This window comes from Micromonospora sp. NPDC000668 (assembly GCF_042897975.1).
Lineage (GTDB): Bacteria > Actinomycetota > Actinomycetes > Mycobacteriales > Micromonosporaceae > Micromonospora.
Genome location: NZ_JBIAYP010000004.1, coordinates 267,425 through 283,691, shown reverse-complemented (window position 1 = coordinate 283,691; position 16,267 = coordinate 267,425). Strand labels below are relative to the sequence as shown.

Below are 16,267 nucleotides of genomic sequence, written 5' to 3'. Positions count from 1 at the left end.
TCACACCGCCCCGGCGGGACGGGGCGCCAGCTCGATCGGACCCGTTCGTGGACCTGGGCGGCGGGCGGGCGCATCGACGATTTCGGCGATCGCTTCGAACGGGTTGTACTGGCCGATCTCCTTGGCCAGGATCCCGGCCTGGGAGCGGTAGCTCGGGTCGCGCAGCACCGTCTGCACGGCGGCGCGCAACTCGGTCGCCCCCGGCATGCTGGTGCGCAGGTTGACGCCGGTGCCGCTCCACTCGACGCGGGCGGCCACCTCCGGCTTGTCCTCGCTGGCACCGGCGACCACCAGCGGCACTCCGTAGTACAAGGCGGTCTGCACCCCGCCGTAGCCGCCGTTGGTGACCAATGCGTCGGCGTGTGGCAGCAGCCGGTCGAACGGCACGAAGCCGGCCAGCCGCACGTTGTCCGGCACTTCGGCCAGCGCCCGGCGTACCAGGTCCGGCCCGTCCTCGCGAACGGTAGCGGCCACCACGAGGACGTCGAGGTCGGCGAGGGCGCGCACCGTGGGGATGACCAGTTCGTTCAGATCGTTGTTGGCGACGGTGCCCTGGGTGACGACCACCACCGGCCGGCCGGCTGACAGCTCGGGCCACCATGGCGGCTCTACGTAGTCGCCGGTGGAGGCTGGAGGAAGCGTACCGACGAACTGCAGGTGCTCCGGAAGGTCGCTGCGGGGGTACTCGAAGCTGGGCACGGTCAGCTGCAGGTAGTGGTCCGTACGGCGGAACGGCGCGTCGAAGAGGTAGCCGGGCACCGTCACACCCAACGACTCGAACGTTGCCTCGCCGAATCTCTGCAGCTCGGCAAAGACCTGGCGCACCTCAGCATTCATCGCGCGGTTGCGGGCGCGCGCCTCCTCGCCTGGCGTTGGCACGATACCGGCGCCGAACGCAGGAGTGTCCTCGCTCTGGATCAGCAGGGGGACAGAGCCCAGCGTCACGAGCGTCGGGCGTTCCTCCGGCGCTGTCGAGAGGCTGAGCACCGGTATCGACCAAAACCCAAGCTCACCAAGCACCACATCCGCGGGGAACGTCGCCAGCAGCGCCCGTAGACCCCGCACCTGCGCGGGCAGATGGCCGAGGAAGAAGTTCTCAAAGTCGAACGACAACTGGGCCGGTCCTGGTGGCAGCGTGGCCCGCACCGGAAAGAGGGTGTCCAACTTCCGGTCGTCGAGATCGGCTTCCGGCGGTAGTGCCTGGAATCGTGCTCCGATCGCCAGCGCGCGCTCCTCGAACCGGGATCCGGTGTATACGACCACCTCGTGACCACGCCCAACCAGGTCCGCCGCGACCGTGAGGACCGGGCTCACGTGTCCCTGAAAGGGAGTCGCTCCAACTATTACCTTGGCCATTCGAGTCTCCTCATTTAGTACAGCGCCGGCTTCACCACGCGAGGGTGGAGTAAGGTCCCGGCGTTCCGGCCCGATGGGCGCCGGAGCCCGCTGCTCACTGATCCTCACGGCCCGAGGACGCCGAGGCGGTCGGCCGCCTCGATCACCTCACCGAGCAACCCGAGCCATTGGTCCACGTCGGCGGCCTTCAGGCCCACGTCGAGCCCGAGGCCCTGGCCGCCAGCGAGGTACACCTGGGTCACACCACTCTCGCGGGCGACCATGAGGTCCTCGGCGATCTGCCGGGGCGATCCGCCGAGGAAGGGCCGGCCCTCCCCGATCGGCTCACGGGTGACCGGGGTCGGCCAGGGCACCTGGTTGACCACCATGAGATCCCCGGGGTCGCGGCCCGCCTCACGGGCGGCGTCATAGAACGCGGACACGACGCCGCGCAGTTCCTGCGCCGAGGAGGTGATCGGGATCAGGCCGTCCGCGATCCGGGCGGCACGCTTGACGGCGGCCGGCGCATTCGCGGCCAGCAGCACCGGAATGCGGGCCTGGACCGGCTTGGGGTTCACCTGCGACGGCGCGATCCGGTAAAACTCGCCTTCGTGCCGGACCGGGTCCGGGCCCCACGCGGCCCGCATCGCCGTGATGAATTCCTCCGTGCGGGCGCCCTTGCGGCCGCTCGACACGTTCGCCGTCTCGAACTCGTTGTGCTGCCAGCCCTGTCCCAGACCGGCGATGACCCGGCCGCCGCTGAACCGGTCCAGGGTGGCGAGCCGGCGGGCGAGCATCACGGGCACGTGCAGCGGCGCCACCAGAACCGCGGTGCCCAGCTTGATCCGCTCGGTCACGGCGGCGATGTAGCTCAGCGTCTCCAGCGGCTCGTACGTCGAGCCGTAGAACTCCGGCAACATCTCGGGTTCACCCCCCGTCCACAGCACGACCTTGTCGATCGGGCGGAGCAGGCGTTCAAACGTCCACAGGGCGCTGTAACCGAGCCGTTCGGCCTCCTTGGCGACCTTGACGATCGTCTCTGGCGAGGTCTGCGGCCCGGCGGTGGGCAGTGCGAGACCGAGTTCCATGGGTCCTCCCACAGGTGGAATTCATAAACGGGTTGTCAGAGATCGCAGTCCCGACGAGTCAGCGATGCCAGGGCCTGACCGGTAATTCGTCACGGCCGTATGCCGCCGGGGATCTGCTCGGCGGTCCTGCCGGCATGTGGCCAACCCGGTCCCCTGGCGGCGGAGCTGCATGACTCCTTTCTCAGGCACGAGGAATGGCGTACCCAAGGGGATGAGTCAGGCATCGGGAAAGGTGGATCGTGTGGGGTGTGCATCCGACGACCGCGGCAGCCGTGCCGGCGATCAGCCCGCCCCTGGCACTCGCACATTGATCACGAGTGCTGCGTTCCCTGTTCGTCCGCGACCTGAATGATCGTCTTGCCTGGCGTGCGGCGGCGGGCGAACGCGGAGGCCGTTTCGGAAAGCGGTCGCACGGCGCCGACGATGGGGTTGAGCCGTCCGGTCCGGAGGCGCTGGGCGAGGTCGGTCAGCCGAGCGCGATCAGGTTCGACGACGAAGAAGATGGCCCGCCCGTCCTTGGGCTGCACGGTAGGTGGGGTGGCGATGGTGACGAGGGTGCCGCCCGGGCGTACCAGTTTGGTCGACCGCTCGAGGATGTCGCCGCCGATGACGTCGAACACCACGTCCACCTCGCCGACGTGCCGCAAATCGTCGGCATCCAAGTCGAGGAAGGTCTGCGCGCCGAGGCCGAGCGCGACGTCACGGTCGCCTGCTCGGCCGGTGCCGATCACGCGAGCGCCCACCTCCCGCGCGAGTTGAACGGCGATCGAGCCGACGCCGCCCGCGGCGCCGTGAATGAGGACGGTCTGGCCGGTCGTGAGGTGGGCGTGGTCGAACAGTCCCTGCCACGCGGTCAGTCCGGAGATGGGCAGCGCGGCCGCCACGGTGTGGTCGATGTCGGCGGCGAGGGGGGCGAGGTTGCGAGCCTCCACCGCGGTGTATTCGGCCAGGGATCCGTTGCGGGTCCAGTCGGTCAGTCCGAACACCCGCTGGCCCACGGTGAGGCCGGTGGTTCCGTAGCCGAACTCGACCACGACTCCGGACAGCTCGTGCCCGGGGATGCTGGGTGCTCGGTCGCGACCGGCGCGATCGGACCACGTTCCCGGCCAGTCGAGTTCTCCGGGGGTGAAGCCTGCGGCGTGCACTTGCACGATGACGTCGTTTTCCGCAGCGTGGGGGTAGGGCATGTCAGTCAGGGTGAGCCCGCTGACACCCGCGTCACGGTCTTGCACAGTGATCGCTCGCATGCTCGAATCCTTTCCAAGAAAGTTCGTTGGCTCTTACCGTTCATCGCGTGCTCGCGTGAGATGTCCAATCAGCTTGGCCAGGGCGATCCGACGATGCGTTCGACTGTCGTGACGCGCTGGAAGCCGGGGATGAAGTGTTCGAGCACGTCGGAGTTCACGGTGCCGTTCGTGGTTTCGGGGCGGTTCTTCAGCCCGTCGACGTAGGCCCGCAGAAACTCGTTCTTGAAGTCCCCTCGTGGGTGGACGGCGAGAATCTCGTCCAGCTGATCGTGTTCCAGTCCGTCCAGGCCCAACCCGAGCACGTCGGTCAAGACACCGAGGTACGTGGTCGCGATTTCCGGGGCCATCCGGTCGGGGATGCCCGGCGTGGTGTGTAGCGCGATCGCCGTCCAAAGGGTCTCGGCGGCCGCCGTCGAGAAACCCCGGTCGAGGAGGAACTTGCGCGCGTGGTCAGCGCCATCGACTTCGAAGCGCTGCTCGACGTCGGAAAAGGGAGTCAGGAGGCCGGCGTCATGGAACATGGCCGCCAGATAGAGCAGCTCCGGGTCCGGTTTCACGCCGAGCTTGTGAGCGTGAATCAGGCTGAAGAGGAAGACCCTTCGGGAATGGTGGTAGATGAGAGGGCTGGTCGTCTCCCGGATGCGCCCGGTCGCTTCGGCGACCGCCGCTGTCTCAGGAATCTCCAGCCCCGCGATGACCTCTGGCACGATCTCTGACCTTCCCCGAGTGTGCGGACCATGTTTCCGACCTCCATGCTGCCCACTGATCGTCGTATGGCGCCGCCTTCGTCCGGACGGAAATCACTTATATCCGGACAGGGCGAAGTCGCAGTCGTGCTCCACCACGCGCGGTGCCGTGTCCCCCCAGCGGGACGAGCGCGTGGCCTGCGACTTCGTGTCGTCCGTCACGGCCCGTTCCACGCGACGCCTGATGTCGGGTTCATCGCGTGAGTCAACCGGGCATCGGTTGCGGAAAGAGGATTTCGTAGACCAGCCTTTGCGACGGCTCCGGCGTTTCTTGAATAAACCCCGCTGTGTACGTAATCAGCCGAAGATCGCAGGGAGTTCGTTTACCTGCAATAGTCGAAACGTGAGTAACCCGGCCACGAGGATCCCCGTCGTATCCGGTAATGGCGTGCTACCAATAAGCGGTGTCCATGCTCATGTTTCGCCGACCCGACGGCGGTCAGTGCCGCCGGGGTCCGGTCGCTCACCGCAGGGATCCGGCTCCGAAGGGACCGGTGTGGTGAACGCTGGCCCCCATCGCGTCGCGATCTTCGTCTACGACGGAGTGACGTTGCTGGACGTCGCCGGTCCCGCGGAGGTGTTCAAGGAGTCGAACCGGTTCGGTGCCGACTACCGGATCGTGCTGCTGTCGCCGACCGGTGCGGACGTCACGTCGAACCTCGGGGTCCGGGTCGCGGTCGACGGCGCCATCTCCTCGGAGCCGGCTTTCGACACGTTGCTGGTGGCCGGGTCCGACCTCTATCCGCGCGCCCGTGTCCCCGCCGACCTGGCGGACGTCGTACGGATACCGGCGGCTGTGGCCGGCCGGGTCGCATCGATCTGCACCGGGGCGTTCGTCCTCGCCGCCGCTGGCGTCCTCGACGGCAAGCGTGCGACCACGCACTGGCAGGTCGCGCACGAGCTTGCCGCCTGGTATCCGACGTGCCGCGTCGAGCCCGACGCGATCTACGTTCGCGATGGCACCACGTACACGTCGGCAGGGGTGACGGCCGGGATCGACCTGGCGCTCGCTCTCGTCGAAGAGGACCACGGGCCCGACCTGGCACGCGACGTCGCACGCGCTTTGGTGGTGTACATGCAGCGCGCGGGCGGCCAGTCCCAGTTCTCGGCGCCGCTGCAAGGACCGCCGCCCCGCTCGCCGGCGCTCCGCAGAATCACCGACCTGGTGACGGCGGACCCCCGTGGGGACCACTCGCTCGGTGAACTCGCGAAACACCTCAACGTGAGCACCCGGCATCTCACCCGGCTTTTCCACGACGAACTGTCCACGACATCGGCCCGCTACGTGGAAAACATCCGATTCGACATGGCCAGGGCACTGCTCGACCAAGGACACACCGCGACGCAGGCCGCGACCCTCGCCGGGTTCCCCAGCTACGAAAGCATGCGACGGGTTTTCGCCAGGAAGCTGTCGATCAGCCCTGCCGCCTACCAACGCCGGTTCAGCACGACCCGCCGCGCGAATGCGGGTTAGTACTCCAGTTGCAAGTTGAGGGAGCTTGCGTGCGGCCGCGTCGTGTCTGGCCTCCGCCTCAGGACGGGTCCTGGCTTGGCGTTGCGGGTCAGGAACCGACTCAGCTCACCGGTCGGTTGCGACTGCCGCGATGGCGGCGAGCGGCCGATGAGTGCCGTCACTGGGCCGCCGCTGGCGCTCAACTTCCGTGAAGCCGGCACGCGTCAGTCGCTCGGAGATCGCGTCGACGGGCCAGCGATAGGCGGTCACGACTTTGTGGTCGAAGGCGTCGACCTCGTCACCGTCGAAGAGACCCAGCACCAACGTTCCGGACGGGGCGATGGCTCGCCGGAACTCAGCGAGCATGCCGTCGAGATCTTGCGGCGGTAGATGGATCAACGAGTACCAGGCCAGGATGCCGGCGATGGAGTGGTCGGCGACGTCGAGGCGTTCCATCGACCCGAGGTGGAACTCGGCGCTCGGGTGGTTCGCCCTCGCGTGGGTGATGAACTCGGGGACCATGTCGAGTCCCGTTGCGTCGACGCCCAGTGAGCGAAGGTAGCCGGTGATATGGCCGGGCCCGCAGCCGAGGTCGAGCACCGTGCCAGGTCGGCCTGCCAGATGTCGCCCGATGAAGGCGAGGTCGTCGGCGTGTACCTGCTGGCTCGTGCCGAACAGCTCGATGTAGAGCTCTGCAACGGACGCGTACGCCTGCCGGACCTGCTCCATGTTCACCGCCTGACTATATGAGCTCTCGGATTGGCCGGAGCCGGGCCCATGACCAGTTCGCCGCCGACCGAAGGCGGCGACTCAGGCCAACCGTCGCCGTGGTCGCAATTACCGATCGCGGTAGGTCAGCTCCTTGATGGCGTTCTCGCGCACGGTGGTTCAGGCTACGAGCAGGCGGAGGCCGAGCTCTGCGGTGTCGAGGGGGACGAGGTCGCGGTTGCGCTCGGCCCACCGACCTGAGGAAAGGTCTTCGCGGAGTGTGCTGACTGCCCGCTGCTCAGCCTGCGGTCCGACTCTGGTCCATACCGAAACCGCGCGGCGTACATGTTCGTCCAGGTATGCCTCAGGCCGGCGCCAGTGTGCCTCGAAGAAGCCGTCAGCGCAGTCCCAGGGGACGAGCACCGGCTCCGCGCGTCCTCCGATCGCGCGGGTCAGGTCGGCCAGGGACGGCCAGCCGACGAGAAGGTTCGCGAATTCAGGCAGGTAGTCGCGGGTGAGCCAGAACCGCTGACGCCAGCCGGTGTCATAGGCGTCGTACGTGAACACCACCACGCGGCGGGCCACACGCCGCATCTCACGCAGCCCGGCGACCGGGTCCGGCCAGTGATGGACGGTGCTGACCGCCATCGCGGCATCAAAAGACTGGTCCTCGAACGGCAGACTCTCCGCGGCGGCGGCCACGCACGGCGCCGCGCCCACGGGACGCTGCGCCCGCATGACCGCCGACGGTTCCACCGCCGTGACATCGCGGTCGGGGGGCTCGTAGGAACCGGTGCCAGCCCCGACGTTCAGCACCGTTCGTGCGTCCCCCAGCGCATCCCAAATCTGCGCGGCGATCCGCGGCTCGGTGCGCCGCGTCGCTGGGTAAGCAGATCCGATGGCGTCGTACAACTGCGCGCCGAACACTTGCAGTTGCTCCTCTGGCGTCGTCCTGATCCCCATTGCTCGTGCCTCCAGTTCCCTGTCTATGGCCGTGACCATGGCAGCAGCTCGGTCGCGCTGGTCCGTGAGCAGGCCGCGCAGCCGGCACAGGTGCGCGACTGCGTCGGTGGCCGGATCGTCAACCAGATCCGCGATCTCCCGCAATCCGAAGCCGAGCCGCCGGTAGGCGAGCACCTCCCGGAGTCGCTCCACATCGTCGGCGGAGTAGGCCCGGTGCCCGGCCGCGGTCCGCGTGGACGGCTCCAGGAGGCCGATCTCGTCATAGTGATGCAGCGTGCGGACGCTGACGCCGGCCAACTCCGCCACACGCCCCACGGTCAGGTGCTCCTCCACGCCACCGACTATGTGGCATGACGCCGCGTGAGGAGCAAGCACTTCGCTGCTGGCATGATCGAGTTTCCGCTCATCGGCAACGCCTGCTTGATCATTGTGCGGTTGACGTTGCCTTCGTGTCAGCGCAGCTTCGATGGCCGGTTCTGCGGTGTCCACGTCCACGGCAACCCAGAGCGGCGACGCACACCATGGACAGGTGGGCCCGTCTGCGCGTCGGGGTGTTTCGCGCATGACCCACCGATGCGCGGTGTCCCCGCACAGGTCCCGTCGGCTGTCGTCTGGGCCGATCGTCCAACCGCCCTCGAGCGCGTAGCTCAGCGCACCGACGTGCAGTTCGTCCGCACCGGCCGGCGGTTGCGTCGACCAGCGGCGCATGGCGCGAGGCCCTGGTACGGGGCGAGCCTCCGCGGATCGGCGTCCGCGATCTCGCACAATTCCTCGATGGCGTCGTCGTCCTCGGCGGCCGTCCTCCTGATCAATTCCTCGATCACGAGCGGATCGTAGCCGGGTCGATCGGCCGGCCACCGTCAGCTGTAGTACTGAGCGAGGCAGAACTCGTGGTCCTCCGGGTCGGCCATGACCACGACCACACCCTCGTCATAGTCGTGCCGTTCACCGGTGAACCGGCCACCAAGACCGATGACCAGCGCCATCGCCTCGTCGATATCGTCGACGGAGACGTCGAGGTGAATCCGCACCTTGCCTGCTCGAGGCTCCGGCACCGGCTGGAACACCAGCCGCGGCTGAGGGTCACCTCGCTCGCCGAGGTAGACCCAACCCTCCTGCGACGACCCAGGATCGCGACCGAGCAGGCCGCTCCAGAACCGGGCTACCCGCTCTGGGTCAACGCAATCGATCGTGACACCGGACCAGACGTTCGCCATGTACTGATCCTGACAGAGCTCCGGTCAGCGATCGTCCAGCGTCGACGCCAACCGGAGGCACTCGGGTCGGTATCACACGAGACGGGTGACGGCTTGGGCGCAGACCAGCGAGGTGGTCAACCGCCGCGGCGCCACTTTCCGCAGATGGGTCTCGTCCTTCCGCGCTGAGCGGACTTGTGGTGCCGGCAAGCGTGGGGGCCTGGGGTGTCGGCATCCGGCAGGTTGCCGCAGGCCGTCCCACCGCCTGTTCTCGCGTTACTAAGTGGAGTGATTCGCATCACGTCGTGTCATGTTTCGACGTTCCGTGGTGTCTTGGGGGCATGACTGAGCACATCACACGCCACAAGATTGTCGTGATCGGCGGTGGTTATGCCGGAACGCTCGCGGCCAACCATTTGCGGATGCGTGCCGACGTCGACATCGCTCTGGTCAATCCCCGGCCGAATTTCGTCCAACGAGTGCGGCTGCACCAGTTCGTGGCCGGCACCGGCGACGCCACGGTCGACTACGCCAAACTGCTCAGCGAGGATGTCCAGTTGGTTGTCGACAGCGTCACGCGCATCGACACCACCGCCCGCGCAGTGCAGTTGGCGTCGGGCCGCGTGCTGGACTACGACTATGTCATTTACGCGGTCGGCAGCACCGCGGCGATACCGTCATCGGTGCCTGGCGCGGCCGAATTCGCATTCCCCATCGCAGAGTTCGAGGCTGCGCGGCGGCTGCGCGCCAGGCTGAAGGAGTTGCCCGTCGATGCTCCGGTCACCGTGGTCGGTGGCGGACTGACCGGCATCGAGACGGCCGCCGAGTTGGCGGAGCAAGGACGTACGGTCGCGCTGGTCTGTGGCGGAACCCTGGTGTCGTCATGGAGTTCGCTGGGTCGCCGGTACGCCGCCAAGTGGCTGTCCCGGCACGGTGTCACCATGCGCGAAGCTGACGTGGTGATCGAGGTTCGCCCGGATTCGATCGTCTTTGCCGACGGTACGGTGCGTTCGAGCGCACTGACCATATGGGCGACCGGTTTCGACGTGCCGGAGCTGGCGGCCGCGAGCGGGCTGCGTACCGACACGCTCGGCCGGCTGCTCACCGACGAGACGTTGACCAGTGTCGACGACGACCGGGTGGTCGCCGCCGGCGACGCCGCGGCACCGTCGGGCCAGCCACTGCGGATGAGCTGCCAGGCCGCCGGGCCGCTGGGGGCCCAGGCCGCCAACACCGTGCTGAGCCGCATCGCGGGGATCGAACCGGCGGTGATCAACCAGGCCCTCACGGGGTCGTGCGTCAGCCTCGGCCGGCACGCCGCCATGCGCCAGCTCGCCCGCAAGGACGACACTGTGGTGAACATCTACATCGGCGGTCGGCTGGGCGCCGCGATCAAGGAGCTGACCTGCAAGGTCGCGGTGTCGCGGATCCGTCGCGAGGCCCGCAAGCCGGGTTCCACGGGCTGGGTCAAGGGCGGTCGGCGGCTGGAGCAGTCGGCCTCCGGCGCGCGGGTGGTCACGTCCCCGTGACCACCGACGAGCATGCCGAGCGATTCACCCTGTTGCGGCCGCTGCTGTTCACGATCGTCTACGAAATACTCGGCTCGGCCACCGAATCCGACGACGTGCTGCAGGACAGCTATCTGCGGTGGGCCGAGGTGGACCTCGCGACGGTGCGGGACACCAGGTCGTACCTGGCGCGGCTGGTGACCCGTCAGACGCTCAACGCGTTGCGGGCGAGCGCGCGCCGTCGCGAGGACTACGTCGGCCCGTGGCTGCCGGAACCGCTGTTGCTCGACGAGAACGACCCGTCGGCCGACGTGGTGCTCGCCGAGTCGGTGTCGATGGCGATGCTGGTACTGCTCGAAACACTCACCCCCGATGAGCGTGCGGTGTTCGTGCTGCGCGAGGTGTTCGGTTTCGGCTACGACGAAATCGCCGCAGCAGTAGGCAAATCCGTGGCGACGGCGCACCAGGTGGCGCACCGCGCCCGCGAGCACGTGCAGGCGCGACGCAGGCGATTCCAGCCCGTCGACGCCGCGAAGACCGCGCAGATCACCGAGCAGTTCATGACCGCGGCGGCCACCGGTGACATGGCAGGGCTGCTCTCCCTGCTCGCGCCGAACGTCACCTGGACCGCCGACAGTGGCGGCAAGGCCACTGCGGCACGCCGGCCGGTGGTGGGCGCGCGGAAGGTGGCGGCCGTCCTCATGGACCTCCTCCGCACGGGCCTGCAGAGGCCGGGCATGCGAATCCAGATGGCCAACTGCAACAACGGGCCCGCGATGGTCGCCCACGTCGGCGACCGCCCCGAAGGCGTCCTCCTGATCGAGGTCATCGACGGGAAGATCACCAACTTCTACGCCATCCGCAACCCAGACAAACTCGTCGCGATGACGGTTCCGCGTCAGATCAGCCGGTAAGTTGCCCGCCTGCTCGCCGCTGTCGCCCCCGCTTCGGCAGGGCTCTCAATGTCGCTTACCGCAGCGTCAACGGCGACTCATCGGTGCTGCTGTTCGACGGTGACTCCGCCTTCGCCGTCGTCGTACTCGACCTCATTTCGGGCGACAGCCAGGGGTGCGGAATCTGCGCCGTCATCAATCCCGACAAGCTTTCCCACGTCGACTGAACACTAAGGAATCCCCATGTTGCGAAAAGTGATGACCTTGCCCAGTGGCAGGATTGCGAAATGGGCCATCGTGGCCATCTGGGTCGCCCTGATGGTGCCGGCCTTCATGCTGGCCGGCAACCTGGGTGACGTTGAGAAGAACGATAATTCGGCCTGGCTGCCGAGCAACGCGGAGGCGACCAAGGTCATCGACCAGGCCAAGAAGTTCCAGCCCGCCGATACCCTGCCCGCGATCGTGATCTACGACCGGCCCGAGGGCATCACCCCTGCCGACATGGCCAAGGCCCAAGCCGACGTCGACGCCTTCAAGGGCATCGAAAAGATCGTGGGGCAGCCACAGGGGCCATTGAGGGCCCAGAATGGCAAGGCCATCCAGATCGTGGTCCAGGTTGACGACGGCAACGAGGGCTGGGACGGGGCCCACAAGGTCGTCGACGCGATGACCAAGATCGGCGAACAGAACGCCAACGGTCTCGGGTTCCACGTCACCGGACCGGCCGGTTACGCGTCCGACTCGATAACGGCCTTCAGCGGAGGAGGCGCCCTGGGGACGATCACCGCGTTGGTGGTGGTCGTCATCCTGCTGTTCACCTACCGCAGCCCGTTGCTGCCACTGCTGCCGCTGCTGACCGCGGGCGGCGCCCTGGTCGCGGCGGAAGCGGTGATCTACCTGCTGGCGAAAAGCGCCGGGCTCACCGTCAACACGCAGACCAGCCTCATTTTGACCGTACTGGTGTTCGGCGCCGCCACCGACTACGCGCTACTGCTCATCTCGCGGTACCGGGAGGAGTTGAGGCGGCACGAGGACCGGCACGAGGCGATGGCGGAGGCCCTGTACCGCTCCAGTCCCGCGATCATCGCCAGCGCCGCGACAGTCGCTGTCAGCCTGCTGGTACTGCTGCTGGCCACTCTCAACTCCACAAAAGGGCTCGGCCCGGCCTGTGCCGTCGGTATCCTCGTCGGGCTGCTCGCCATGGTCACCCTGATGCCGGCCCTGTTGGTCATCTGCGGCCGCTGGATCTTCTGGCCGGTGAAGCCGTCGTACGGCTCGGTCGGGACACCCAAGGACAGCATCTGGACGCGGGTCGGCACCGCCATCTCCAGTCGGCCGCGGATCGTGTGGGTCGGCACCGCGCTCGTCCTCGGCGTCATGGCGATCGGGGTGACGGGGCTCAAGGCCGATGGGATCCCGAGCAAGGGCCAGTTCACCAACGAGCCGCAGGCGGTCGTCGGCGAGGAGATCCAGTCCAGACACTTCCCGGCCGGGTCGGGTGACCCCATTTACGTCGTGGCCAAGGCCGCCTCGGCGGAGCAGGTCAAGAGCGTGCTGTCAGGCGTCCCAGGGGTCGCCGACGTCGCGGCACCGATGATCAAGGATGGTGAGGTCTTCGTTCTCGGGACGCTCAAGGACGCTCCCGGCAGCAAGGCCGCGATGCGCACCGTCGAGCAGGCCAGAACCGCGGTCCACAAGATCGAGGGTGCGGATGCCCGGCTCGGCGGCAGCACGGCGATCGCACTCGATACACAACAGTCGGCCGCCCGCGACTCCAAGGTGATCATCCCCGTCGTACTGATCGTGGTCTTCCTCATCCTCGCGCTGCTACTGCGGGCGATCGTCGCACCGCTGCTGCTCGTGGCGACGGTGGTGCTGTCGTTCGGTGCGGCCCTCGGCGTGAGCGCTCTGATGTTCAACCACGTGTTCGACTTCGCCGGGGCGGACGCGAACTTCCCGCTCCTGGTGTTCGTGTTCCTGGTCGCCCTCGGCATCGACTACAACATCTTCCTGGTCACCCGGGTACGGGAAGAGGCACTGCTGCACGGCACCCGGCGCGGCGCGCGGACCGGGCTGTCCGCGACCGGCGGCGTGATCACTTCGGCGGGACTGGTACTGGCCGGTACCTTCGCGGCGCTGGGATCGCTGCCGTTGGTGTTCGCGGCGCAGCTGGGGTTCGCGGTGGCGTTCGGCGTGCTGCTCGACACCATGATCGTCCGCTCGGTACTGGTCACCGCGCTGACTCTGGACGTGGGCCGATGGATGTGGTGGCCCAGCAAGCTGTTCAAGCACCACGAGCGCCAGCCGTCGGCGGGCGAGGCCGACCCCGAACCCGCTTTCGTGGACGCGGCGAGGTGACAGCCTTCCGGCGTCGGGCCGGAAGGCCCTGCCTCTGGAGGTGACGCCGCTTGGGAAGGCCGGCCGTACGGTGCGCGGCCACGACCGTGTTCGGCCGCGTTGTGTGGGCCGAATCCGGCCCTTGCGACTTACATTGCGAGCGCCGGCCCGCTCATGGACCTTGTCCATGAGCGGGCGGGGTGCGGTTGATGGTTGCTTGTTCTCCAGATGTGGGCTCACTTCGGACTGGTCGAGCTCGCTTTGGTGCGCGGGTCGCGGTGGTGGTCGGGCGAGGCGCCGACGAGCTGGTGTGTCCGGTGTTGTGACGCGGCCCGGTACCGCCCGCTGAGCAGAACCCAGCCGGCCACCACGGCCATCGGCGCCGTCATCACCATCGTGGTCGCAGTGGCATCGGACCCTTCACCCAGCAGCGTGCCGGTCAGCAGCGACAGGGTCATGTTGTTCCCGGCATGGGCGACGCTGGTGGTCCAGATGCTGCCGCTGCGCAGCCGCAGCCAGGAAAGAATGATCTCTTGGCACATGAATGACACCGTCCAGACCAGCAGGCCCAGGGCCACGTTGCTGAACTGGATGTACCCGAGGAAGGGCAGCGGATAGTGCCAGATCGCCCAGATCAGCCCGTGGCCAGGGTGGCGGCCAGTGGTCGTCCGGGAAGGATCCGCAGCCGCAGGTAGCTGGTCCAGCCGAACTCCTCGCCCCAGTAGAGCGGGGCGAGCAGGGGGACGACGAGCATCAGCACGGCCAGGAAGGCCCACCAGGGCAGGCCCGGTACCAGATCGTTCATCGGCGCCAGGGTTGGCCGCCACAGCCCTGCGGCCGCTGTAGGGCGATGTCTGGCATTCTTGCCCGGTGAGCCGACACCGGGCCAGGCCCCCGAACCGGGTGCTGGCCGGCGCCGACGTGGCGCTCGTGGGCCTGTTTTCGGCGCAGGACAACGAGTTCGGTGCCAAGCTCGATCTTCTGGCGACCGCAGTGGAAGCACACGGTGGTCGGGTGGTGAGTCGGCACGTCCAGCGGCGGGGCGTCTCTCGCGGCGGTGTGGACAAGATGACCACTCCCTTCTCGCGACGGACGTTGCTCAGCCCGGGTAAGGCACGCGAAGTCGCCGACGCGTGCCAGGCGTCCGGAGTCGGCGTCGCGGTCTTCGCGAACCCGTTGACCGAACATCAGCGAGCTGTCCTCAACGAGATGTTCGACTGCCTCGTCATCAGCAACGAGGACCTCTTCGTAGGCCCGGAGGTCAGGCCAGCAGACGTTCCCGCATCCTCGCGCCCAGATTGATCCCAGCTACCGCCCGAGGGCCGGTCGGATCGTGCACGGCGAGGGTGTTGTTCCGGCGCATCAGCTCACGGACCGGAGGTGGCAGCCGGGGCGGGTCATCCATGGCCGCCAGGACCTTCGCGGCGCTGGAGATCAGTCGATCGGCCAGGGCGGCGGCGTCGGTGTCTACCCGCACCCGGCCGTACTCCCAGCCGGCGGTGGTGAGGTCGAGCACCTCGAACATGTGGGTCAGGAGCGGGTTCGGGTCGGTCACCCGGTCGAGCCGGGGCGCCTGGCTGCCGACTACCGCGACGGCGGCAGCCACCTGCGCGTACGGGTGGAAGCCGCACGGCAACGCGAACAGTGGCCACCGCAGGGCCGGGCCGGCCTCCATCCACAGCGGCCGGTAGTTCCTGCGGTGCACCAGGAGCCGCCGGCCCGTCCGTCGGTGTATTTCCTGGGCCTGGGTCTTCAGGTCCGCGTGGGCCTCGTCGGCGACCTGGCTCACGATCCGGGCTGCCACCACCAAGCCGTCGTCGCTGTTCAGCATTCCGGTGACGGCCTCGACCTGCTCGGCGAACCGGATCTGCGCGCCGGCGCCGTACCGATACTGGACGTCCCGTAGCAGCGCCTCCTGCCGCCCCGCATCGAGCTGGACCCGCCCGCCGCCCAGCAACCGCCGGAGCCAACGCATTTCGCCTCGTTTCAGCCAAGCCGTCCCAGACCGCGGCAATGCTAGTGCGTCGGACCTTCCTCGTCCGGTGACGGGGTGGCAGAGCGACCTCTACGCAGGACGACGCGGTGTTACCGGCGACGCGGCGTGATCAGTCCCGACTCGTACGCCCACACGACCAGCTGGGCACGGTCGCGGCAGTGCAGCTTCATCATGGCCCGGTTGACGTGCGTCTTGGCGGTCAACGGACTGATCACCATGCGCAAGGCGATCTCGTCGTTACTCAGCCCTCGGGCGACGAGCTCGACGATCTCCTGTTCGCGGGCGGTCAGCACGTCGCGTCCGGCGGCTGGCTCGGCCGGCGGTGGGCCGGCCACGAACTCGCTGATGAGCGTACGTGTGACGGCCGGGGCGAGCAGCGCGTCGCCGCGAGCCACGACAGCCACTGCCTGCAGCAGGTCGGCGGGGTCGGCGTCCTTGAGGAGGAAACCGCTGGCGCCCGCGCGGAGTGCGGCGAAGACGTAGGAGTCGAGCCCGTAGTTGGTGAGGATGAGGACGCGGATCGCGGCGAGGTCGGGATCAGCGGCGATGCGCCGGGTGGCTTCGATGCCGTCGAGTCCCGGCATCTGCACGTCCATGAGCACGACGTCCGGGCGCAGGCGTCGCGACAACTGGACGGCCGACGTGCCGTCGGTGGCCTCGCCGACGACCTCCAGGTCGTCCTCGGCGTCGAGCAATGCCCGGAATCCGGCCCGCATCAGAGCCTGGTCGTCGGCGAGCAGGACCCTGATCATGCCGGCTCCTCCCTCCGGTCGGAGCCGCCACGATCCGTGGCTGAC

Annotated in this window: 18 protein-coding genes; 6 read left to right on the top strand and 12 right to left on the bottom strand. The window is 67.9% G+C overall.

Annotated elements, in window-relative coordinates:
• The 4 genes from ACFY29_RS22070 to ACFY29_RS22055 form a co-directional block, all read right to left on the bottom strand.
• A complete protein-coding gene (locus tag ACFY29_RS22070) occupies positions 1-1,314 on the bottom strand; it encodes a nucleotide disphospho-sugar-binding domain-containing protein (RefSeq protein WP_386989044.1) in 1,314 nt (437 codons plus the stop codon).
• Positions 1,315-1,460: 146 nt separating this feature from the next.
• On the bottom strand, positions 1,461-2,423 hold the full coding sequence (locus ACFY29_RS22065) for a TIGR03619 family F420-dependent LLM class oxidoreductase (protein ID WP_386989042.1): 963 nt from the start codon (positions 2,421-2,423) through the stop codon (positions 1,461-1,463).
• A gap of 311 nt (positions 2,424-2,734) precedes the next feature.
• Positions 2,735-3,670 carry an NADP-dependent oxidoreductase gene (locus tag ACFY29_RS22060; protein WP_386989039.1) on the bottom strand — a complete coding sequence of 312 codons (936 nt, stop codon included), beginning with the start codon at positions 3,668-3,670 and terminating at the stop codon, positions 2,735-2,737.
• A 68-nt stretch (positions 3,671-3,738) separates the two neighbouring features.
• Positions 3,739-4,377, bottom strand: coding sequence for an HD domain-containing protein (locus ACFY29_RS22055; RefSeq protein ID WP_386989036.1), 639 nt, complete (start codon positions 4,375-4,377; stop codon positions 3,739-3,741).
• A 382-nt stretch (positions 4,378-4,759) separates the two neighbouring features.
• On the opposite strand from ACFY29_RS22055, the gene ACFY29_RS22050 reads away from it, so the two are divergent.
• Complete coding sequence (locus ACFY29_RS22050) at positions 4,760-5,890, top strand: GlxA family transcriptional regulator (protein WP_386989033.1); 1,131 nt, start codon at positions 4,760-4,762, stop codon at positions 5,888-5,890.
• A 105-nt stretch (positions 5,891-5,995) separates the two neighbouring features.
• Here the strand turns inward: ACFY29_RS22050 and ACFY29_RS22045 are convergent, their stop codons facing one another.
• The 4 genes from ACFY29_RS22045 to ACFY29_RS22030 form a co-directional block, all read right to left on the bottom strand.
• On the bottom strand, positions 5,996-6,604 hold the full coding sequence (locus ACFY29_RS22045) for a class I SAM-dependent methyltransferase (protein ID WP_386989029.1): 609 nt from the start codon (positions 6,602-6,604) through the stop codon (positions 5,996-5,998).
• 153 nt (positions 6,605-6,757) lie between these two features.
• Positions 6,758-7,873 carry a MerR family transcriptional regulator gene (locus ACFY29_RS22040; protein WP_386989027.1) on the bottom strand — a complete coding sequence of 372 codons (1,116 nt, stop codon included), beginning with the start codon at positions 7,871-7,873 and terminating at the stop codon, positions 6,758-6,760.
• 314 nt (positions 7,874-8,187) lie between these two features.
• Entirely contained in the window at positions 8,188-8,364 is a 177-nt protein-coding gene (locus tag ACFY29_RS22035) for a hypothetical protein (RefSeq protein ID WP_386989024.1), read from the bottom strand.
• A gap of 36 nt (positions 8,365-8,400) precedes the next feature.
• Complete coding sequence (locus tag ACFY29_RS22030; protein ID WP_386989022.1) at positions 8,401-8,757, bottom strand: VOC family protein; 357 nt, start codon at positions 8,755-8,757, stop codon at positions 8,401-8,403.
• 284 nt (positions 8,758-9,041) lie between these two features.
• On the opposite strand from ACFY29_RS22030, the gene ACFY29_RS22025 reads away from it, so the two are divergent.
• The 4 genes from ACFY29_RS22025 to ACFY29_RS22010 all read left to right on the top strand — a co-directional run bounded on the left by ACFY29_RS22025 (position 9,042) and on the right by ACFY29_RS22010 (position 13,495).
• Positions 9,042-10,265, top strand: a complete 1,224-nt coding sequence (locus ACFY29_RS22025) for an NAD(P)/FAD-dependent oxidoreductase (protein WP_386989019.1) — start codon at positions 9,042-9,044, stop codon at positions 10,263-10,265.
• Entirely contained in the window at positions 10,262-11,158 is an 897-nt protein-coding gene (gene sigJ, locus ACFY29_RS22020) for an RNA polymerase sigma factor SigJ (RefSeq protein ID WP_386989016.1), read from the top strand. Before ACFY29_RS22025 ends, sigJ begins: the two co-directional genes overlap by 4 nt.
• A gap of 83 nt (positions 11,159-11,241) precedes the next feature.
• On the top strand, positions 11,242-11,364 hold the full coding sequence (locus ACFY29_RS22015; protein ID WP_386989014.1) for a hypothetical protein: 123 nt from the start codon (positions 11,242-11,244) through the stop codon (positions 11,362-11,364).
• A 70-nt stretch (positions 11,365-11,434) separates the two neighbouring features.
• A complete protein-coding gene (locus tag ACFY29_RS22010) occupies positions 11,435-13,495 on the top strand; it encodes an MMPL family transporter (RefSeq protein ID WP_386989011.1) in 2,061 nt (686 codons plus the stop codon).
• A gap of 215 nt (positions 13,496-13,710) precedes the next feature.
• Here ACFY29_RS22010 and ACFY29_RS22005 read toward each other — a convergent pair whose 3' ends face one another.
• Together ACFY29_RS22005 and ACFY29_RS22000 are read right to left on the bottom strand one after the other, a co-directional pair.
• Positions 13,711-14,067: a type II CAAX prenyl endopeptidase Rce1 family protein gene (locus tag ACFY29_RS22005; protein ID WP_386989902.1), complete on the bottom strand. Its 357-nt coding sequence runs from the start codon at positions 14,065-14,067 to the stop codon at positions 13,711-13,713.
• A gap of 41 nt (positions 14,068-14,108) precedes the next feature.
• Complete coding sequence (locus ACFY29_RS22000) at positions 14,109-14,279, bottom strand: hypothetical protein (RefSeq protein WP_386989951.1); 171 nt, start codon at positions 14,277-14,279, stop codon at positions 14,109-14,111.
• A gap of 65 nt (positions 14,280-14,344) precedes the next feature.
• Between ACFY29_RS22000 and ACFY29_RS21995 the strand changes: the two genes are divergently transcribed.
• Positions 14,345-14,776, top strand: coding sequence for a hypothetical protein (locus ACFY29_RS21995; RefSeq protein ID WP_386989009.1), 432 nt, complete (start codon positions 14,345-14,347; stop codon positions 14,774-14,776).
• On the opposite strand, the gene ACFY29_RS21990 is transcribed toward ACFY29_RS21995, so the two are convergent.
• Together ACFY29_RS21990 and ACFY29_RS21985 are read right to left on the bottom strand one after the other, a co-directional pair.
• Positions 14,736-15,449, bottom strand: a complete 714-nt coding sequence (locus ACFY29_RS21990; protein WP_386989006.1) for a hypothetical protein — start codon at positions 15,447-15,449, stop codon at positions 14,736-14,738. The two genes, ACFY29_RS21995 and ACFY29_RS21990, sit on opposite strands and share 41 nt — an antisense overlap.
• Before the next feature lie 110 nt (positions 15,450-15,559).
• Complete coding sequence (locus tag ACFY29_RS21985; RefSeq protein ID WP_328425279.1) at positions 15,560-16,222, bottom strand: response regulator transcription factor; 663 nt, start codon at positions 16,220-16,222, stop codon at positions 15,560-15,562.
• Positions 16,223-16,267 lie beyond the last annotated feature (45 nt).